Genomic DNA, 19662 nt, shown 5'->3' with positions numbered 1-19662 from the left:
CGGCCGCCCTGACCTGACCGCCTTCGCTCGACTCGACGGCCTCGGTCTGAGCGTGTGCGATCACTGATGACGGGCGGTGCGCTCACGCGCATCCTTCAGCACCTGCCGCTCGGCCTTGCGCGCATCCCGCAACGCCTTCTCAGCCGCACGCACGGCCTTGCGCGCCTCTCGAAGCTTCTTGTCCTCGGCGAGTTCGGCCGGCTCCGGGATGAGCCAGGTGTCTACGGCGGGCCGCTTCTCACCGCGATCGACCCGCGCGATGTACGCCTCGACACCGTCGAAGATCCGCTCGATACCGAAGTGGAACGGGTCGTCGTCGGCGAGGAACACTCCGGCCTCGATCACCGCCCGCAACGACGGGAACTCCTCCGCGGTGATCACACGATCGAACAGCTCGGCTTCGTACACCGTGATCTGCTCGGGCGACATGCCCGTGGACCGCGCCTGCTCGGCGTACCCGGCGATCACGATGCCGTACCAGCGCGCAGATCCGGTCACGGCGAGCGCGACCGCGAGGCGCTCGACGTCGTCGAGCGGCGTGTCCGCGAGGCTCTCCAGAGCGGCATCCAGCCACGCGGAACTGCTCGGCGTTATCGGCGACCCCGTGATCGGGATCGACAGCAGCCACGGGTGCGCGAGATACAGGTGCGCCTGTGCCTCGAACAGCGCCATGAGCTTCGCCCGCCACCCCTCCGCCTCGCGGTGCGCCTCGGGCGGGAGCCCGGTCGCCTCCTCCTGCATGAGCAGCAGCAGGTCGTCCTTCGCGGTGACGTACCGGTACAGCGACATGGGCGTGAATCCGAGCTTCGCCGCGACGGCCGCCATCGACACGGCACCGATGCCTTCGGCATCCGCGAGCTCGACAGCGGCTTCGACGATCTTCTCGACGCTCATCTCGCGCTTGGGGCCGCGCTGCGGATTCGCGGCAACACCCCAGGCGAGGGCGATGCCCCGGGGCAGCTCGGGAGGTTCGATGTCGATCATGTCGTCCATTCTAGTTCTGTTTATGAGCTAAACAGTGTGTTAGTGTCATACGCAGTTGTATGGGACGTAAACAGTTTCATCCATATACAGAACAGCATCCACGCACAGAAAGGACCCACCGCTCATGACCGCACCAGCCATCGAGGTCCGCGGACTCCGCAAGGCGTTCGGGGCGCAGACCGTGATCGACGGTCTCGATCTCACCGTCCCGCGCGGCGAGATCTTCGCCCTGCTCGGGCCGAACGGCGCCGGCAAGACCACGATCATCAACATCCTCACCACCCTCGCCCAGCCAGATGCCGGCACCGCGACCGTCAGCGGATTCGACGTGACCTCCTCCCCGACGGAGGTACGCCGCCGGATCAGCCTCACCGGGCAGTCGGCCGCGGTCGACGACGCGCTCAGCGCCGTCGAGAACGTCGTGATGTTCGCCCGCCTCTCCGGGCTCTCCGGCTCCACCTCGCGACTCCGAGCGACGGAGCTTCTGGAGAGTTTCGGACTGATGGATGCCGCACCCCGGCGCGTCGCGACCTTCTCCGGCGGCATGCGCCGCCGTCTCGACCTGGCGCTGAGCTTCGTCGTCACGCCCGAGGTGCTCTTCCTCGACGAGCCGACGACCGGACTGGACACCCGCAGTCGCCGCGATCTCTGGGGCATCATCCGCGCGCTCGCCACGGCGGGCACGACCGTGTTCCTGACGACGCAGTACCTGGAGGAAGCCGATCAGCTCGCCGACCGCATCGCGGTGCTCCACGAAGGCCGTGTGGCGGCTCTCGGAACGGCCGCCGAGCTGAAGTCGCGCGTCGGGGGCGACACCGTCGAACTGCACGACGAGCACGGCGATCTGCTGCGTGAGATCCCCACCGATGGCACCGTCTCGGGGCTGCGGCGAGCGCTCGACGACCTCGACCGGCAAGCTGCCGACGGCGTCGTGACGCTGCGACGACCGACGCTCGACGACGTCTTCCTCGCCATCACCATGCCCGACCGGGGTCCGGCGTTTGCGGCCGAGCCCGCAGGCGCCGCACACCACGAGAGGAACGAGTCGAGATGACCACCGCACTCGCCGCCGTCACGGCATCCACCCCCTCCGTCCGCCCGAAACTGCGCGGCCTGACCGCCGAGTTCGTCTTCGTCGGGCGCAGCCTTCGCCACTCCCTGCGCGACGGCGAGTCGTTGCTGATGGCGATCATGCTTCCCGTGATGCTCATGCTGATGTTCACGTGGGTCTTCGGCGGGGCGCTCGATCCGTCCGGCGGCTACGTCGATTACGTCGTTCCCGGCATCATCCTCACCTGCGCGGGCTTCGGCGCCTCGTCCACCGGCGTGTATGTCGCCAACGACATGCGCGCCGGGATCATCGACCGGTTCCGCACGATGCCCGTGCGATCGGGCGCCGTCCTCACCGGTCACGTGGTCTCGAGCCTCGCGCGCAACCTCGTCGCCACAGCGATCGTCATCGGCGTCGGGGTGCTGGTCGGATTCCGCCCGACGGCGACCTTCGGCGAATGGCTGCTCACCGCGGTACTCATCACGCTGTACCTGCTGGCGATCACGTACCTGTTCGCCGCGATCGGCCTCGCGGCCGGGTCACCGGAGGGCGCGAACGGCTACGGCTTCATCCTGCTGTTCCTGCCGTACCTCTCCAGCGCCTTTGTGCCGGTGGAGAGCATGCCTAACTGGCTGCAGCCGGTCGCCGAGTATCAGCCGATCACACCGATCATCGAGACGATCCGGAGTCTGTTGATGGGAACGGATGCCGGAATGCAACCGCTCTGGGCGGTGCTGTGGTGCGCCGGTATCCTGCTCGTGGCGACCGTGTGGGGCGGGTGGCTGTTCCGCCGCAAAGCCGGCCAGCGCTGAGCGTCGCGCGGCAACCGGGGTCTGGGCCGTTGGCTCAGGCCCCGAGGCGTCGCAGGGCGGTCGTGACGACATGCTTCGCGGATGCCGCGGCACGGCCGACCACCTCGGCTGCGTGCGCTGCACCATCGGGCAGCGGCAGCAGCGACAGGTCGATGTCGGGCGCATCATCGCCGAACGCGTCGACGAGGAACGGGACCAGCCAATCATCGACCGAAGCCAGCGGATCGACCTCGATGCTGTAGAAACGGCGCTGTCCGTCTTCGCGGACGCTGACCAGTTCGGCGTCGCGCAGCACCTTGAGATGCTTCGAGACGGTGGGCTGGCTGATGCCGAGCTCACTGACGATCTGCGAGACGCTGGTGCCGGCATCCCCTTCCGTCGACCGCCGCAGGAGGAGCTGGAGGATGTCGCGCCTCGTGCCGTCTGCGATCACGTCGAAGATGTCCGTCATGAAGATCAGGGTAGTCGTCCCGCGCCCGGAGTACCATGACGAAGGCTCGGCGGGACGTGCGCGCCGGGATACGCAGACGAATTTTGTGAAGGAGCGCGATGTCGAGCATCGGCTGGTCGACGCCGTCCGGCAACCGCAGGCACGACATCTGGCACTTCTTCCGCCGCATCGTCACCTCATCGCCATCGCGGTTCGCGATTCTCATCTTCGCCGGCCTGATCCTGCTGTTCACGGCACTGTTCTCGCTGCCGATCGCGTCGTCATCCGGCACGGTGACCCCGCTGAGCGATGCACTGTTCACCGCGGTGTCGACGATCTGCGTCACGGGACTGGCGACTGTCGACATGGCGGGGCACTGGTCACCGTTCGGGCATGTGCTCATCTTCCTCGGGGTGAACATCGGCGGCATGGGGGTGTTGACCCTCGCCTCGGTGCTGGGGCTGGTGATCTCCAAGAAGCTCGGCCTGCGCGCGAAGCTCCTCGCGGCCGGTGACAGCAACCCTCTGCGCGCGCACGGCGGGGTCGTCAACGAGGGCCAGACCGTGCGGCTGGGCGAAGTCGGCCAGCTGCTGCGGACCGTCGCCATGTCGCTGATCTTCATCGAACTCTTCGTGGCGCTGGTGCTGTACCCCGGGCTGGTGATGGCCGGCATCCATCCGCTCACCGCCCTGTGGGAGGCGCCGTACTACGCGGCGATGTCGTTCACCAACACGGGTTTCACACCGAACGCAGGCGGAGTCATCGAGTTCGCCGATGACTACTTCGTGCTCAGTGTGCTGATGGTCAGTGTGTTCCTCGGCAGCATCGGCTTCCCGGTGATCTACACACTCTTGAAGCATGTATGGCATGTGAAGCGCTGGTCGCTGCATTCGAAGCTCACGCTGATCACGACGGGCATCCTGTTCATCGCAGGAGCACTGGTCTTCCTTCTCCTCGAGTACGACAACCCCAAGACATTCGGATCGATGGATGCCGTCGACACGACCTTTCAAGCGTTCTTCCTGTCTGCGATGACCCGGTCAGGCGGGTTCAGCGTGGTCGACATCGGCGATCTGAACGGTTCATCCATGGTCGCCGGGGCGATGCTGATGTTCGTCGGCGGCGGCTCGGCCTCGACGGCCGGCGGCATCAAAGTCACGACTCTCGCGGTGCTCGCGATCGCCGTGTGGTCGGAAGCCCGCGGACGCCAGTCGGTCGAGGCGTTCGGACGCCGCATCCCCAGCGACGTGCAGCGGGTCGCCCTGAGTGTCGTCGCCTGGGGCGCCACGATCGTCGCCCTATCGACCATTGTGATCGCGCAGATCACGAAGGCACCGATCGCCGAGGTACTCTTCGACGTGATCTCCGGATTCGGCACGGTGGGGCTCTCGACCGGCCTCACGGCCGAACTGCCTGATTCGGCGTCCTATGTCATGGCCCTGACCATCTTCATGGGACGCGTTGGTACAGTGACACTCGCCGCGGCGGTCGCCGCGACGACGAGAACGCAGCTCTATTCGCTGCCCGTCGAAAGGCCGATCGTTGGTTGAAGGTCTCCGCAGCGATGCCCCGGTGCTGATCATCGGACTCGGACGCTTCGGCGCTGCCTGCGCCGGCGAACTGGACAGGCTCGACCGCGAGGTGCTCGCCATGGACGAGAACCTCGAGCTCGTGCAGAAGTGGTCCGACCGGGTCACCCACACCGTGCAGGGCGACGCCCGAAATGTCGACGCACTCAAGCAGATCGGGGCGCAGGACTTCCAGGTCGCCGTCGTCGCCGTCGGCTCGTTCATCGAGGCATCCGTGCTCATCACCGCGAACCTCGTCGACCTGAAGGTGCCGCAGATCTGGGCGAAGGCCGTGTCGCAGTCGCACGGCAAGATCCTCGCCCGCGTCGGCGCGAACCACGTCATCTACCCCGAGCGCGAGGCCGGCGAACGCGTCGCCCACCTCGTGAGCGGACGGATGCTGGACTTCATCCGCTTCGACGACGACTTCGTACTGGCGAAGATGTACCCGCCGAAGTTCATCCGCGGCGTCGGGCTGAACGAATCGGGCGTGCGGTCGAAGTACAAGGTCACGGTCGTCGGCGTGAAGAGCCCCGGCAAGCCGTTCCGCTACGCCGAAGCGGACACCGTGGTCACCAACCACGACCTCATCATCGTCTCGGGGACCAACAGCGACATCGAACGGTTCGCGGCGCTCGACCGCTGAGCGCGACGGGCCGAAGCCCGCTCTACTCCCCCGCGGCCATCTCCTGCGCGCGCTTCAGCGCAGCATCCGTCGCCGCGGCGAACACCTCGTCGAGGTTCGCGTCCTGCAGGACCGCGACTGCACGCTCCGTGGTTCCTTTGGGGCTGGTCACTTGCCGACGCAGTTCGGTCGGATTCTCACCGGATGCCGCCAGAAGCGCGGTCGCCCCGATGAAGGTCTGCTCCGCCATGAGCCGGGCATCGGCCTCGTCGAATCCCTTCCCGATCGCGGCCTTGGTCAACTCTTCGATGAGCAGGAAGACGTAGGCAGGCCCCGAACCGGAGATCGTGGACAGCGCATCGATCTTCTCCTCAGGCACCTCGACCACGGCACCGACGAGTTCGAACAGTTGCCGGACGAGCGCCAGGTCCTCTGCCGTCGCCGCACCACCGGCGGCCAGCCCGGTGACGCCCTTGCCGACCGTCGACGGCGTGTTCGGCATTGACCGGATCACACGCACGCCGTCCCCGAGCCCCGCGGCGAAGGTCGCGAGCGTGACGCCGGCGGCGAGGCTCACCACGATGGCGTCCTCGCGCAGCGCGGGGGCGATCTCGCGCAGCAGGTTGGGGACCATGGCCGGTTTCACGCCGACGAGGACGATACGGGCCGAGGCCGCAGCATCCGTATTCCCGCCGGGGTTGTCCTCCAGCGCGATCGCCGTGACACCGTCGATGCCCTCGAGCGTCGCGGCCTTCTCGGCCGTGCGGTTGGTGGCGACGATGCCGCCATCGACAGGGATGCCGGAGGCGACCACCCCCCGCAGGATTGCACCCCCCATGGAACCGGCACCGAGGAAAGCGAGGGACGGAAGGGAATCAGCCATGCGGCAATCCTATGCGCGAGGTCCGACAGCTTCGCGGTGTCTCCTGCACGATCACAGCCGCCCGAACTAGACTCATCGCATGAGCGGATCTGCCAGCAAACACGACCTCGACCTGATCATGGATGCCGTCCTCGGCTGCTCTGACGTCGAGAAGCTCATCAGCCTCAAGACGTTCACCATCGACGCCGATGAGCTCCTGGTCGCCGTGAAGATCGCCCTCCCGGCCGAGACGACCGTCCGCGACGTCGCGGGGATCATCAGCGAGATCGAGGCGCAGATCCACAAGACCGTGCCGACCGCGCGCGCCGTCTACATTCAGCCCGACATCTACCGCCCCTCGCTCGACCCCGAGCCATCGACGGACGTGTTCGTCCTGAAGTCCGAGGACTGAGGCCCCGGCGCCTCAGCGCGCGGACACCGCGCGCGGCACGGCGATGCCCGTCAGGAATGCGGCGAGCGCCTCTCCGGCCTGCCCGATCGACCGGTCGTTGACGATCTCAAGGTCGACGGGCGACCCCGGTGCGGGGTCTGTCCTGTTCATCCGCGCGTCCGCGGCAGCCGTCGTCTCCCGCCCGCGTGCGGCGAGACGCGCGCGGCGCACGACATCTGACGCTGTGACGCGAACGGCTGCTGCGCATTCGAAATGGTCATCCAGCATCGGCAGTAGGCTCCGCGACACGTTCACGACGGCGATGTCTCCGTCTCGAACGGCATCAGCCACCGCCGTGGGAACGCCGTAGGCCAGTCCGTGCGCGCGCCAGCTGAGGCAGAATCCGCCCGCCTGCTCGATCCGCGCGAACTCCGCCTCGCCGACCGGCTCGTGGTCTTCGCCGACCCCAGCGGGGCGGGTGATCGTGCGGCGCGGAAAGAGGAAGCCGCTGCCGGAGACCAGCGCACGGGCAGAGCCGATGACCGAGTCTTTGCCCGCACCGCTGGGCCCGACCACGGCGACGAACGCGCCGATCACGCGACGCGCTCGCCCTCGCACCAGACGCTGCGCACCACGGGAACGGGGGTTCCGAGCGGATGCTGCTCCGCGGAGGCGCCGTCGTAGGCGTGCACACGGATCAGATCTGCACGCAGTCCGGGCACGATCGCCCCGCGGTCGTCGAGTCCGACGGCCCGTGCGGGGTTCGCGCTGAGCAATCGGGAGACGGACGGAAGCGCCACGTCGCCGCGCACAACGAGGTGGAACGCGGCCTGCAGGGAGCTTGCCGGCACGTAGTCGCTCGAGAGGATGTCGAGCAGCCCCTCCTTGAGCAGGTCGACGGCTGCGACGTTGCCCGAGTGAGATCCGCCGCGCACGATGTTCGGCGCGCCGGACACGACCAGCTGTGCGGCCGCCCGGGCCGCGCGCGCAGCATCCGCCGTTGTCGGGAACTCCGAGATGCGCACGCCGAGCGCGGTGGCCTCATCGACATGCGCCTGCGTCGCATCGTCGTGGGCGGCCATCGTGATGCCGCGTGCGGACGCGCGCTCCGCCAGCTGCACGCGGTGCGCATCGGCGTACCGCGCAGAGAATCGGTGCAGCTCCTCGACGTGGGCGTCGAACTCGGATTCCGTCAGGCGTCCCTTACCGAGCATGTAGGTGCGGAAGGCCTCGACATCCGCGTACTGCCGCTGGCCGGGCGTGTGATCCATCAACGAGACCATCCGCACCCGATCGTGACCGCCGAGCTCGTCGAAGACCTCGACCACGTCGGGGGTGGAGACCTCGCAGCGGAGGTGGACGAAGTGGTCGGCGCGCAGCAGACCCGACTCGGTCGCGTGGATGACGGCGTCGAGGAGCAGATGGGCATTGGCCGCCATGCGGTTGCCATCGGTAGGGCCGGTGCCGATGCGCAGCGCGTCGAGGACCGTGGTCATCCCCGACGCCGCCATCTGCGCATCATGCGCCATCACCGCCGAGAGCGGATCCCAGTAGCGCTTCGGACGAGGCTGGAAGTGCGTCTCGACTTGGTCGGTGTGCAGTTCGACGATCCCTGGCATCAGGACGTCGCCGCCGAGGTCCTCGCCCGGTCCGGACGGATCGTCGGAGATCTCGGCGATCACGCCGTCTTCGACGCGCAGCGATCCGTGGACCACCTCGTCGTCGAGGACGACCCGGGCATTGGTGAGTGTGAGCGACGGCATCAGACGTTCTCCTGCGGATGGGTGAGGGGATGGACGGAGAGCACTCGGAAGGGAGCGCCGCGGGACGGTTCGACGAACAGCGCTATCGAATGCAGCTGCACATCCTGCGGAGCCTCGGCGAAGTGCACGGCGAGCGCCGCGTCGACGGCAGATTGCTGCGCGGGCGGGATCGGATCCGTCAGCGTCAGGTGGAATCGGAACTCATCGAAGACGAAGGGGTAGCCCCACTGTTCGAAGAGCTCGCGCTGCCGCGACGGTAGTTCCTCCGGGCGACGTCGCTGGAGATCATCGGCGTCGGGCGCGGCGCGGAACTCGTCGAACGAACGCACCGCGTCGTCGGCGAGCGCCTGGATGCCGGTCTGGTCGCCGTCAGGGAGAAGCGCGCGGAACCGACCGAGCTCTGCGACGCTGAGCCGGGGCAGGAGCACGGGCGGATGTGCGGCAGCGAACACATCGGCCGCGACGCGGAGATCGGCTTCGCTGCGGCCCGCCGCGAGTCGGAACGGTGCCTTGAGAGTGCCGTGGAAGCCGTAGCGACGTGCATCCGCGGTCAGGTGGCCGAACGACGCCCGCGCGTACCAGGCCTCGACGAGGTCGCGCAGTCGCACCGCTGCGGGGTCGTCGCCGTCGCCGAGCGCCCCCGGCAGCGCGTAGACGGCGTAGCGCGTCATGCGGCGACCCCCGCGGCGGACGCCGGGGTGAACGCCTGCACGTCGATCGTGGCATCCGCCACGGCCTCCCGCACGTCGGCGTCGTGGAAGATCGCGAGGATCCCGATACCGCGGGCGAGACTCTCACGGACCAGCCCGATCACGACTTCGCGATTGCGCGGGTCGAGGGATGCCGTCGGCTCGTCGAGCAGCAGCAGGGATCGTTCGAGGACGAAACCGCGCGCGATGTTCACGCGCTGCCGTTCCCCGCCCGAGAACGTCGCCGGCGGCAGCTGCCACAGCCGTTCCGGGATGCTCAGCCGCGCCAGCAGCTCGGCTGCCCGCTCACGACCGGTATCGCGATCGACCCCGCTGTCCACGAGCGGCTCTGCCACGACGTCGATCGCGGGCACCCGCGGCACCGCGCGCAGGAACTGGCTCACGTATCCCATCGTCGACCGGCGCGCGGCGAGCACCTGTCTCGGCAGCGCCGTCGCCAGGTCGAGCACCCCCGTGTCCTGGGCGAGCAGGATGCGTCCGGAATCGACGCCGTAGCTGCCGTAGACCATCTTCATCACCGAGCTCTTGCCCGATCCGGACTCCCCGCCGAGCACGACGCAGGCACCGCGCGGCACGTCGAAGGTCACCCCGTTCACCACCGGCAGCGTCTGTGCGCCCTGCAGGTGCAGCGTGAAGCTCTTCGATACGTCCTGCACACGGAGGACGGCATCCTGGTTCACGTCGCCGTTCCGGTTGTTGTCAGTCGAATCAGTCATGTCAGTCCTGGAGGATCGATGAGACGAGGAGCTGGGTGTAGGCGGCTTGCGGGTCATCGAGCACCCGGTCGGTCAGCCCAGATTCAATGACCGCGCCGTCCTTCATCACGAGCGTGCGATGCGAGATGAGCCGTGCCACCGCGAGATCGTGCGCGACGATCACCACGGCGAGGCCGAGGTCGGCGACGAGCGAGCGGATGAGGTCGAGCAGACGCGCCTGCACCGACACGTCCAGCCCGCTCGTCGGCTCGTCCATGAACACCAGCCGGGGGCCGAACACGAGATTGCGTGCGATCTGCAGACGCTGACGCATACCGCCGGAGAACGTCACCGGGGTGTCATCGATGCGCCCGGATGGGATCTCCACCCGCGCGAGCCACTGCTCGGCCTGCTCGCGGATCCGCCCGTAACGACGCCAGCCGTTCGCCATCAGGGGTTCACCGATGTTGCCGCCGGCGCTGACGTGCATCCGCAGCCCGTCCATCGCATTCTGGTGGACGTATCCCCATTCGGTGCGCCACAGTCGTCGCACCTCGCGCTCGCTGAGCTCCGAGAGGTCGACCAGCCGCGCGTCCTGCCGACCTTCGCCGGCAGGTGCCGTGCGGTATTGCACGCTCCCTTCGTCGATGCTCAGACGCTGCGACAGCATCCCGAGCAGCGTGGACTTTCCCGAGCCGGATTCTCCGACGATCGCCAGCACCTCCCCGGGCCACAGGTCGAAGCTCACGCCGCGGCATCCGAAGATCTCGCCGTAGGCGTGCCCGGCGTTCGTCACGCTCAGCAGCGGGTGCTCGTCGTTCATACCGGTGTCGTGTGCCATCACGCGGTCCTCCTCGCTGCGGCCGTGCGCTCGCAGTGATCCGTGTCGCTGCACGCGTACATGACCGTGCCGCGGTCATCCATGACGACCTCGTCGAGATACACGCCCTCGGATGCGCAGATCTCGCACGGGGTGTCGAAGCGCTGCGGTTCGAACGGGAAGTCCTCGAACCCCAGGCTCTCGACGTCGGTGTACGGCGGAATCGCGTAGATGCGCTTCTCCCGTCCTGCACCGAACAGCTGCAGCGCGGGGCTCTGATGCATCTTCGTGTTGTCGAAGCTCGGGATCGGCGACGGCGCCATGACGTAGCGGTGATTGACGAGCACCGGGTAGTCATACGTCGTCGCGAAGTGCCCGTAGCGGGCGATGTCCTCGTAGAGCTTCACGTACATGAGACCGTACTCCTCGAGGGCGTGCAGCCGCCGCGTCTCGGTCTCACGCGGTTCGAGGAACCGCAGCGGCTCAGGGATCGGCACCTGGTACACGATGATCTGCCCGTCGCTCAGCGGCGTCTCGGGAATCCGGTGCCGTGTCTGGATGACGGTGGCCTCATCCGTGCGGGTGGTGACGCTGCTGCCGGCGACCTTCTCGAAGAACTGCCGGATCGAGACCGCGTTGGTGGTGTCATCCGCGCCCTGGTCGATGACCTTGAGCGTGTCGGCGGCGCCGATGACGGATGCCGTGACCTGCACGCCGCCGGTGCCCCAACCGCGCGGCATCGGCACCTCACGCGAGGCGAACGGCACCTGGAATCCGGGAATGGCGACGCCCTTCAGCAGGGCTCTGCGAACCACCCGTTTGGTCTGCTCGTCGAGGTACCCCTCGTTGTAGACGATCCGCGGCGCAGTCATGCGCGCTTCTCCTGGAACTCTTGCCTCAGTTGCCGCAGCAGCACCAGTTCGCCCTGGAAATCGACGTAGTGCGGGAGCTTCAGGTGCTCGACGAATCCGGCCGCCTGCACGTTGTCAGCGTGGCTGATCACGAACTCCTCATCCTGCGCCGGCGCGCTCGCGTGCTCGCCGAACTCCTCGTGACGCAGCGCGCGGTCTACGAGCGACATCGACATCGCCTTGCGTTCACCGTTTCCGAAGACCAGGCCATAGCCGCGGGTGAACTGCGGCGGCTGATCGGCGCCGCCGGCGAACTGGCTCACCATCTGGCACTCGGTCACCTCGATGCGACCGATCGGAACCGGGTGCCCGATCTCGGGCGCATCGAATTCGACCTCGACATCACCGACGCGAACCTCGCCCACGAACGGGTGCGTGCGCCCGAAGCCGCGCTGCGTCGAGTAGCCCAGCGACAGCAGGAAACCCTCGTCTCCGCGGCTCAGGGCCTGCAGCCGCTCGGCACGGCTCATCGGGTACACGGTCGGCTCGCGGGTGAGGTCTGCCGGATCGGGATCGGTCCAGGCCACACCCTCGGGCCGGTCCGACTCGATGAGAGCATCCACGCCCAGCAGATCGGTGACGCGGGGCATCTCCTGGTCTTCCTGTGCCGCGGGCTCACCATGCGTGGTGGCGTCGCGGAGGTGAGCGCCGTCGAGGTCGTCGGCGAGCAGGCGGTGCGTGTAGTCGAACGTCGCACCCAACTGCTGCCCGCCGGGGATGTCCTTGAACGTCGCCGATACGCGCCGCTGCGGAGGCAGCTGTGCGGTGTCGACAGCGACGGTCACCCCGAAACGGGGCAGCGTGGTGCGGTAGGAGCGCAGCAGCGTGACGGCTTCGAGCACGTCTCCCTGAGCCTGCAGCAGCGCCTTCGCAGCGAGGTCCGGGTCGTAGAGCGACCCCTCAGCCATGACGCGTGAGACGAGCACACCCAGTTGCTCTCGCACCTGCGCGTAGTCGATGCGCGGCGACGATTCTTCACCGCGTCCGCGCTGGGCGAGGAGGGCGTGCGCGTTGGCGATCGCCTGCTCGCCTCCCTTGACGGCGACGTACATCAACTGCTCCTGTTCTCGGTGCCGTGCAGCCGCGTGCTCCGGGGCAGTGCCCGGATCGATCCGGAATCGGTGAGTACAACGTCCACTCCGCGGGGGAAGCGTGCGTGATTCTGCTGCCACTGCGCGAGGAAGCCGGCGGGAAGGCCCGAACCGTCCCATTCGATGGAGCCGTTCACACCGGGACCGGTCACGGTGAAGGTGCCGATCCCCGTCGCGCCGGTGGCGTCGATCAGCAGCGTCGCCGAGCGATGCGGTTCCTCGTCCGTGCCTGCGGACAGGTCGGCCAGGCGCGGCGTCGTGGACGGGGCAGAGGCTACGACGAAGAGAGCATCGCCGACGGCATCCACGATGCGTGCTCCGGTGTGGAAGCGCAGCCACGCGCCGACCTCGTCAGCGGCGCGCAGCGCCGCATCGAGCCAGATCGGCGTCTGCTCGTCGCACAGGGCCAGCAGAATGGCCGCAACCTCGGGGCTCAGCGGAGCAGGCGGCTGCGGCGCCGCGGTGATCGTTTGGGGAAGCGCCGGACGCGCGAGGGCCCCGAGCGCGGCGCGGAAGACCGATTGTGCCTCCTGCACCGGATCGGCGAAGCCCGCGCGGTGGCGCGCTGCACCCGGCAAGCGCTCATCCATGTACGTCGTCATTCGTCGTCCTCGTCTTCCACGCCATAATCGGGCCCGGAATTCTCGCGCGCGACGGTGAAGAAGTCGACGACCGTCGTGCGTGCATCCGATCGTGATCGGGAGTCGCGCTCGGCCTGGGTCTTCTCGAGCGGCACGATGACTTCGGCGAAGACGCGCTCGCGCTCCTCCCCCGCCAGCATCGCGTCGAAGATCGCAGCGAGCCCGGCGTGCTCGGGGTGGCTGCCGAGCACGTACGCCGTGCCGATGGTCTCGGATCGTGTGCCTCGGGCGATGACAGTGGCGCGGCTCACGGTGGCCTCGCCGAGGTTGAACCGGTCTCCCGTGCCGCCGACTCGACCCTGCACCATGACCAGGCCCGCCTCCGGACCGCGGACGTATTCGATCTGGGGACGATCCGGCCAGGCGTCCCACCGCACGGTGAGCTCGGCCTCGGAAGCACCGGCGAGCACCCGTGCCGTCCGGCGCCGCTCCGTCTCGTCGCGTGCGGTGTCGCCGTCGTTCGTGTCGCTGTATCTCGTGTCGCTGTCCCGAGTCATCGCGCCTCCTAAAAGTTGTCTATCTTTCTAGACAACTTCTACGCTAGTGGCAGGATGGAGTCGGCGAAACCGCGGGGCGGGAAGAACAGCCGACGATCGCATGAACGGCCGATGAACGAGCATGAGGAGCAGCAGTGAGCGAAGCAGCGGCTCCCCGTGCCACCGGCTACTCCGCCTGGCGACTCATCGCGGAGGAACTGCGTGCTGACATCACGGACGGGCGCCTGCAGACCGGTGACCGCCTGCCGTCGGAGAGCGCGCTGGCCACACGGTTCGAGGTCAATCGCCACACCGCGCGACAAGCGCTCGCGGCTCTCGCCGCGGACGGGATCGTCGAAGCGCGCCGTGGGAGCGGCACCTTCGTCACCAGCAGCGCCGTGCACGTGCATCGCATCGGAATGCGCACTCGGCTGACGACCAGTCTGGGGGGCGGCCCCTCGGCCGCGGGCCGAGTGCTCGAGAGCAGCGTGGAGCCCGCCTCGGAACACGTCGCGCAACGACTGCGCCTCGGGGACGGGGATGCCGTCCGCGTCGAGTCGCTGCGGACCGTCGACGGGGAGCCGTTCGCGCTCGGCACGCGCTGGTTCGATGCGGCACGGTTCCCGGATATCGCGGAATCACTGCGCCGCACGGCTTCCGTCACCGCGGCACTGCGCGCGCACGGAGTCGACGACTATGTGCGCGTGTCGACCCTGTTCTCTGCGCGGCACGCGACGGCTTCGGAGTCGGCACTCCTCGGGTTGGATGCCGGTGCGATCGTCCTCGTCACGGAATCACTGGATGCATTCCCCGATGGCACTCCGCTGCAGCACCTCGTCACGCGGTTCGCCGCCCAGCGCGTGCGCTTGGACATCGAGCATCCCGACCCGACGGCGTGAGTGTCAGCGCCGCTGCTCGAAGAAGTCCCGCAGCAGCGCGGTCGCAGCATCCTCGGAGACCCCGCCGACCACCTCGGCGCGATACGGAAGCCGGCGATCGCGCAGCACGTCGTACATCGAGCCCGCCGCGCCCGCCTTCTCGTCCCACGCACCGAAGACGACCCGCCCGATCCGCGCCTGCAGGATCGCTCCGGCGCACATCACACAGGGCTCCAGGGTGACGACGAGGGAGTGCCCCTCGAGATTCCAAGAGCGGGTGGATGCCGCGGCCTTCCGAAGTGCGATGATCTCCGCGTGACCGGTGGGATCGTGGGTCTCCTCGCGGGTATTGCGCCCCTCACCGACGATCACCCCCGCGGCGTCAACGACGACGGCGCCGACCGGAACCTCGCCCGCGGCGCCTGCTTCTGCAGCGAGCGCGAGTGCGCGCAGCATCCCGTCGGTGTCGGTCTGGCGCATGATCCGAGCGTATCCGCACCCGCGGCGCATTACCCTGTACTCATGCGTGTTCACGTCGCCGACCACCCTCTCGTCACTCACAAGCTCACGGTGCTGCGCGATGAGCGCACCCCGTCACCGGTGTTCCGGCAACTGACCGAAGAACTCGTCACCCTGCTGGCCTACGAAGCGACCCGCAGCGTCAAGGTCGCTCCGGTCGAGATCACGACACCGGTCACGAAGACGATGGGCGTGAAGATCTCCGAGCCGCGACCGATCGTCGTTCCCATTCTGCGCGCCGGGCTCGGGATGCTCGAGGGACTGGTCAAGCTGCTGCCGACGGCAGAGGTGGGCTTCCTCGGCATGGTCCGCGACGAGACCACGTTCGAGCCGACGACCTACGCCGAGCGTCTGCCCGATGACCTCAGCGATCGGCAGTGCTTCGCGATCGACCCGATGCTCGCCACCGGAGGGTCGCTCGCGGCGGCGATCCAGTTCTTCTTCGACCGCGGCGCGAAAGATGTCACCGCAATCTGCCTGCTCGGAACCCCCGAGGGCGTCGAGACGATCGAGAAGCTCGTGGGCGACCGGGACGTCACCCTCGTGCTCGGCGCGCTGGATGAGGGGCTCGATGAGAACCGCTTCATCGTCCCCGGCCTCGGCGATGCCGGAGACCGGCTGTACGGCACGGTCTGACGGCACGGTCTGACGTCACGGTCTGACGGCACGGTCTGACGTCACGGTCTGACGTCGGGGGCCGCGCTGTTCCGGCGGGTCAAGCGCGGTCGAGTCAGGCGCGGTTGAGGCCGGGGTCAGGCGCGGTCGGCGCCGACGAGGTGCGCGAAGGCACTCATCCGGGCCACGCCCTCGGGCGTGCGCGGAAGATCGTCGAGCAGTGCCGGTGAGTAGATCAGGTATGCGACGACCTGGGCCCGTGAGATCGCGACGTTGAGCCGGTTCTGCAGCAGCAGGAACTCCGGTCCGCGCGGGGCATCCCTCCCGCTGGACGCCGCGAGCGTCGTGATCGAGACCACCGCTTCCTTGCCCTGGAAGTTGTCGACTGTTCCCACCGGCACCCCGGCGAACCCGGCCGCCGCGAGGGCGTCATGGACGAGCTGCTTCTGTGCGTTGTAAGGCGCGACGACGATGATGTCGGCTTCGCAGAGTGTGCGCGGGGAGGCCTCCGGCTCGGTGAATTCGCGCCCGATCAGGTCACGGACCAGCTGCACGACCCGTTCGGCTTCCTCCGACGACTGGGTCGCGTTGCCGCGGTGTCGGAGCGGCTCGAGGTGCAGCCCCGGTTTCACACCGTCGATCGCCCGCTGCTCTGTTCCGGATGCTGACGCGAGCTGCCCGGCGTACGACAGCTGTGACACCGGGCCCGCGACGGCCGGATGCATCCGCCAGCTGCGATCGAGGAAGTAGCCGTACTCCGGCCGCACGACGGCATCCCCGTCCATCACCCAACCGAGCGCCGACGTGTCGACGGGTTCGGGGTGCGCGCCCTGACTGACCTGCGGCAATTGCTGCGGATCGCCGAGGAGCAGCAGACGCTTGGCCCCGGCGGCGACGGCGATCGTCGACGCGAGCGAGAACTGCCCGGCCTCGTCGATCACGACGAGGTCGAGACCGCCGCGCTCGACGCGAGTGACGTTGCTGAAGTCCCAGGCGGTGCCGCCGACGACGGCTCCCTGACCGGCGCTGCCCGGCCCCGCACTGCCCTGCTCCGCACGCTCGGCGAGGAACGACGCCATGCCCGTCTTGGGGATCGGCGTATATGTCGGCTCGGAGCCCTTCTCCTTCGGAGCTTTCGCCACCTGCGCCGCCGGGACCCCGGCGGCGACGACGCGCTCCAGCAGTGTCTCGACGATCGCATGCGACTGCGCGACGACGCCGATGCGGAAGCCGTACTCGTTCACCAGCCGCGCGATCACGTGCGACCCGGTGTAGGTCTTACCCGTACCCGGAGGGCCCTGCACCGCGAGGTAACTGCAGTCGAGGTCGCGCACCGCACGCACGATCGCATCGATCACGCCGCCGTCAGCCGGCGGGAGGCCGTCGCCCGAGATAGTGCGCGGCGGCACGCGGCGCAGGATGTCGGTGGCCGCGTCGGCCGGGTACGACGGAGCCGCTTGATGCAGAGCATCCGCCCACTCGTCGATCGCGCCCTGCAACGACACGACGCGCGGCGGGGCGGCGGGGGTGAGGACGAGCGGCAGGTCGTTCCAGGTCTGACCGTCGACTGCATTCTCGGCGATCACGTAGCCGTCTTCGAGCACCTCGACGATCTTCACGACATGCGGAACATGCACCGCGCGCGACGGAGCTTCGACGTCGAACGGTGCCGGGAACGGATACAGCGCGAACGGTTCGCCGCCCTCGCCCAGCGTGGTGCCGGGCGAGATCTCGCCGCGGATCTCGATCTCGCGCGACATGACTCGGCGACCCTCTTCGATGCTCCAGTCGCGGCGCAGCGCGCAGGCGGCAGCATCCACCCGAACGACGTCGCGGGTCTGGTCCCACATCGAGGCCGGCTCGCGCAGGCGCTGGAAGTGCGCCCGCCAGAAGATCGCGGACTCGCGCGGGTAGTAGTCGATCGCCGCCGCGGCGACCCGGTGGGTTTCACCGTCGCCGCCGCCCTCCACGTCTTGCGCCGCGTCGGCGAGCAGCGCGACCGAGCGCGGGGACGGCTCGTAGACGACCTCATCCGGAGTGTCGGGCGGTGCCGGGTTGACGCCCTTCTGCTTCGCGATCTCGATCAGCCAGTTGCGCAGGCCCCGGGTCGAGACGCAGTCGTACCGGTTGTAGTCGGCGAGGTCGGCGAGCACGGCATCGGCATCGGCGGTCTCGCCGGCCGCGGCCAACTGCCGAGCCGCGACGTACTGCACGATCGAGTCGTCGCCCTTCTGCACGTCACTGGTGCGCACGTCGTCACCCATGTACAGCGGCTCGAGCTTCTTGATCGAATACGAGCGCGAACCGACGCGCACTGTACGCAGCACGAGCGGGTACAGGTCGACGAAGACTCCCTCGCGCAGCAGTTTGTCGACCTCGCCCTCACGGATGCCGTAGCGCGCGGCCATCGCGCTGAGATGGGAGGTCTCGTACGGCGCATAGTGGTAGATGTGCATGTCGGGGTGCGCCGCCCGCCGCACGTGCACGAAGTCGAGGAACTGCTCGAACGCCTTCTTCTCATCGGCGAACGTGTGCGCCCACAGCGGCGTGTACTGGTCATCATTGTCGACCCAACCGAACAGGTAGTCGATGCCCCAGTGCGCGTGGCCGTCGGGGGCGGGCTCGGTGTAGAGCGGGTCGCCCTCGAAATCGAAGAAGATGTCACCGCGGCTCGGTCGCGGCAGAGTGTGAATGGCTTCTGGATGGTAGGCGTCGTACGTCGGCTCGTCGTCGGCTTCGGCGCGCAGCTGCAGCCGCGCCTGCGCCCGTAGGGACTCGAACGTGTCGGTGTTCATGCCAGAGGGAACATCTGTCGCTGCAGCCAACTCATCGATAGTTTCGATGCCGGCGTCGCGCAAGCGGGTGCGGGCCACCGGCCGCATTCGCGCCACCATGAGCAGATCGCGGGCGGAATCCACCTGCTGCGTGCAGGTCTCGCAACGGCCGCATGCGACGAGCCCGATGTCACCGCGCTCGTCACCCCACGCCAGCGGCGCTCCGGCCGCGCCGGCGCCGATGTCGCGGTCGGCGATCAGGGTGCGCAGCCGCGCGCGACGGACGTGGAACAGCGGCAGCAGATCGTCGACGGCATGGGTGCTGACCGTGCTGTCGCCGAGAATGAGGTCGACCTCGTCGGAGCGCGGGACGCCGAGGCGGTCGAGCTGGTCGACATATGCCGCGAGCTGCATGAGCGCCGTGACGCGAGCGGTTCGCGCGAGCTTGGAGTCTTGCACGCGCCAACGACCGTCGTCTTCGCGCAGCAGGAAGTCGGCGAAACCGACGAACTCGTCAGTGGCGAAAGCGGCTTGGAACAGCAACCGGGTATCTGACCTCAGCACCTCGATCGTCTCGGACACGACGGCGGCGAGAGCTGCTGCATCCGCAGAGCTCGCCCGCTCGATCTCGTGCACGGCATCGGCGCCGAACCGCTCGCGATACGCCGCGAGAACCTTCGCCTCGTGCACGTCGCCGAGTCTCGCGGCCCGTTCCAGAGTCGCGTCTTCAGGCTCTTCGACAGCCGGCACGCGGCCGAGCTTCGCGTCGATCGCGCGCGCCCACGCGAACTCGCATTCTGCGGCCGCTTTCAGATCGCTCGCGCTCCAGATGACGCGCTGTTCCTGAGTATCGATCCGCATGTTCCGAGCGTAGCCGGGGGCTCGGACACTTCACCCTGAGGCACTTCGACTTACTGCGCTCGCTCCGTGCGTTTCGTCTCGCTCCGCTCGTTCAACGACCCGCACGCTGGGAGCCACTGAGCTGGACGTTGGGCGTAGGCGGCGAAGCCGCCGAAGACGGAACAGGCTGAGCGGCTAGCGTCAGC

Annotated in this window: 21 protein-coding genes; 7 read left to right on the top strand and 14 right to left on the bottom strand. The window is 68.1% G+C overall.

Features of this window, described 5'->3' with window-relative positions; all coding sequences use genetic code 11:
- Nucleotides 1-60: 60 nt before the first annotated feature.
- A complete protein-coding gene (locus ACTICP_RS10105) occupies nucleotides 61-984 on the bottom strand; it encodes a TetR/AcrR family transcriptional regulator (protein ID WP_441891974.1) in 924 nt (307 codons plus the stop codon).
- Nucleotides 985-1108: 124 nt separating this feature from the next.
- Here ACTICP_RS10105 and ACTICP_RS10100 point away from each other — a divergent pair, with 124 nt between their 5' ends.
- Nucleotides 1109-2038: an ATP-binding cassette domain-containing protein gene (locus tag ACTICP_RS10100; RefSeq protein ID WP_441891972.1), complete on the top strand. Its 930-nt coding sequence runs from the start codon at nucleotides 1109-1111 to the stop codon at nucleotides 2036-2038.
- Nucleotides 2035-2847: an ABC transporter permease gene (locus tag ACTICP_RS10095; protein ID WP_441891970.1), complete on the top strand. Its 813-nt coding sequence runs from the start codon at nucleotides 2035-2037 to the stop codon at nucleotides 2845-2847. The genes ACTICP_RS10100 and ACTICP_RS10095 overlap by 4 nt, the downstream gene beginning before the upstream one ends.
- Before the next feature lie 34 nt (nucleotides 2848-2881).
- Here ACTICP_RS10095 and ACTICP_RS10090 read toward each other — a convergent pair whose 3' ends face one another.
- Nucleotides 2882-3298: an ArsR/SmtB family transcription factor gene (locus ACTICP_RS10090; RefSeq protein ID WP_441891968.1), complete on the bottom strand. Its 417-nt coding sequence runs from the start codon at nucleotides 3296-3298 to the stop codon at nucleotides 2882-2884.
- A 98-nt stretch (nucleotides 3299-3396) separates the two neighbouring features.
- On the opposite strand from ACTICP_RS10090, the gene ACTICP_RS10085 reads away from it, so the two are divergent.
- Nucleotides 3397-4827, top strand: a complete 1431-nt coding sequence (locus ACTICP_RS10085; protein ID WP_441891966.1) for a TrkH family potassium uptake protein — start codon at nucleotides 3397-3399, stop codon at nucleotides 4825-4827.
- Nucleotides 4820-5491 (top strand): potassium channel family protein, encoded by a 672-nt coding sequence (locus ACTICP_RS10080; protein WP_441891964.1) that lies wholly within the window; start codon nucleotides 4820-4822, stop codon nucleotides 5489-5491. Before ACTICP_RS10085 ends, ACTICP_RS10080 begins: the two co-directional genes overlap by 8 nt.
- Before the next feature lie 22 nt (nucleotides 5492-5513).
- On the opposite strand, the gene proC is transcribed toward ACTICP_RS10080, so the two are convergent.
- The gene (gene proC, locus ACTICP_RS10075; protein ID WP_441891962.1) at nucleotides 5514-6353 is read right to left on the bottom strand and encodes a pyrroline-5-carboxylate reductase; all 840 of its coding nucleotides are present in this window, start codon (nucleotides 6351-6353) and stop codon (nucleotides 5514-5516) included.
- A 79-nt stretch (nucleotides 6354-6432) separates the two neighbouring features.
- On the opposite strand from proC, the gene ACTICP_RS10070 reads away from it, so the two are divergent.
- On the top strand, nucleotides 6433-6744 hold the full coding sequence (locus tag ACTICP_RS10070) for a hypothetical protein (protein WP_441891960.1): 312 nt from the start codon (nucleotides 6433-6435) through the stop codon (nucleotides 6742-6744).
- A 12-nt stretch (nucleotides 6745-6756) separates the two neighbouring features.
- Here ACTICP_RS10070 and phnN read toward each other — a convergent pair whose 3' ends face one another.
- The 9 genes from phnN to phnG are packed head-to-tail and all read right to left on the bottom strand — an operon-like array spanning nucleotide 6757 to nucleotide 13851.
- Complete coding sequence (phnN, locus tag ACTICP_RS10065; protein WP_441891957.1) at nucleotides 6757-7320, bottom strand: phosphonate metabolism protein/1,5-bisphosphokinase (PRPP-forming) PhnN; 564 nt, start codon at nucleotides 7318-7320, stop codon at nucleotides 6757-6759.
- Nucleotides 7317-8486 carry an alpha-D-ribose 1-methylphosphonate 5-triphosphate diphosphatase gene (locus ACTICP_RS10060; protein ID WP_441891955.1) on the bottom strand — a complete coding sequence of 390 codons (1170 nt, stop codon included), beginning with the start codon at nucleotides 8484-8486 and terminating at the stop codon, nucleotides 7317-7319. Before ACTICP_RS10060 ends, phnN begins: the two co-directional genes overlap by 4 nt.
- On the bottom strand, nucleotides 8486-9157 hold the full coding sequence (locus ACTICP_RS10055) for a DUF1045 domain-containing protein (RefSeq protein WP_441891953.1): 672 nt from the start codon (nucleotides 9155-9157) through the stop codon (nucleotides 8486-8488). The genes ACTICP_RS10060 and ACTICP_RS10055 overlap by 1 nt, the downstream gene beginning before the upstream one ends.
- The gene (gene phnL, locus ACTICP_RS10050) at nucleotides 9154-9912 is read right to left on the bottom strand and encodes a phosphonate C-P lyase system protein PhnL (protein ID WP_441891951.1); all 759 of its coding nucleotides are present in this window, start codon (nucleotides 9910-9912) and stop codon (nucleotides 9154-9156) included. The genes ACTICP_RS10055 and phnL overlap by 4 nt, the downstream gene beginning before the upstream one ends.
- Before the next feature lies 1 nt (nucleotide 9913).
- A complete protein-coding gene (phnK, locus tag ACTICP_RS10045; RefSeq protein ID WP_441891976.1) occupies nucleotides 9914-10732 on the bottom strand; it encodes a phosphonate C-P lyase system protein PhnK in 819 nt (272 codons plus the stop codon).
- A complete protein-coding gene (locus ACTICP_RS10040) occupies nucleotides 10732-11583 on the bottom strand; it encodes an alpha-D-ribose 1-methylphosphonate 5-phosphate C-P-lyase PhnJ (protein ID WP_441891949.1) in 852 nt (283 codons plus the stop codon). The genes phnK and ACTICP_RS10040 overlap by 1 nt, the downstream gene beginning before the upstream one ends.
- On the bottom strand, nucleotides 11580-12674 hold the full coding sequence (locus tag ACTICP_RS10035; protein WP_441891947.1) for a carbon-phosphorus lyase complex subunit PhnI: 1095 nt from the start codon (nucleotides 12672-12674) through the stop codon (nucleotides 11580-11582). The genes ACTICP_RS10040 and ACTICP_RS10035 overlap by 4 nt, the downstream gene beginning before the upstream one ends.
- Nucleotides 12674-13315, bottom strand: a complete 642-nt coding sequence (gene phnH / locus ACTICP_RS10030; RefSeq protein WP_441891945.1) for a phosphonate C-P lyase system protein PhnH — start codon at nucleotides 13313-13315, stop codon at nucleotides 12674-12676. The genes ACTICP_RS10035 and phnH overlap by 1 nt, the downstream gene beginning before the upstream one ends.
- Nucleotides 13312-13851: a phosphonate C-P lyase system protein PhnG gene (gene phnG, locus ACTICP_RS10025; protein WP_441891943.1), complete on the bottom strand. Its 540-nt coding sequence runs from the start codon at nucleotides 13849-13851 to the stop codon at nucleotides 13312-13314. Before phnG ends, phnH begins: the two co-directional genes overlap by 4 nt.
- Before the next feature lie 134 nt (nucleotides 13852-13985).
- Here phnG and phnF point away from each other — a divergent pair, with 134 nt between their 5' ends.
- Nucleotides 13986-14729, top strand: a complete 744-nt coding sequence (gene phnF / locus ACTICP_RS10020) for a phosphonate metabolism transcriptional regulator PhnF (RefSeq protein ID WP_441891941.1) — start codon at nucleotides 13986-13988, stop codon at nucleotides 14727-14729.
- Nucleotides 14730-14732: 3 nt separating this feature from the next.
- Here phnF and tadA read toward each other — a convergent pair whose 3' ends face one another.
- Nucleotides 14733-15188, bottom strand: a complete 456-nt coding sequence (gene tadA, locus ACTICP_RS10015) for a tRNA adenosine(34) deaminase TadA (RefSeq protein WP_441891939.1) — start codon at nucleotides 15186-15188, stop codon at nucleotides 14733-14735.
- A gap of 42 nt (nucleotides 15189-15230) precedes the next feature.
- Here tadA and upp point away from each other — a divergent pair, with 42 nt between their 5' ends.
- Nucleotides 15231-15863, top strand: a complete 633-nt coding sequence (gene upp, locus ACTICP_RS10010) for a uracil phosphoribosyltransferase (RefSeq protein WP_441891937.1) — start codon at nucleotides 15231-15233, stop codon at nucleotides 15861-15863.
- Between the two features lie 116 nt (nucleotides 15864-15979).
- Here upp and ACTICP_RS10005 read toward each other — a convergent pair whose 3' ends face one another.
- Nucleotides 15980-19477: a TM0106 family RecB-like putative nuclease gene (locus tag ACTICP_RS10005; protein ID WP_441891935.1), complete on the bottom strand. Its 3498-nt coding sequence runs from the start codon at nucleotides 19475-19477 to the stop codon at nucleotides 15980-15982.
- Nucleotides 19478-19662 lie beyond the last annotated feature (185 nt).

The sequence above is a fragment of the Microbacterium sp. genome (assembly GCF_052102115.1).
Lineage (GTDB): Bacteria > Actinomycetota > Actinomycetes > Actinomycetales > Microbacteriaceae > Microbacterium.
Note: the sequence above shows the minus strand (reverse complement) of the source record. Positions and strands in the feature narration are given on the sequence as shown.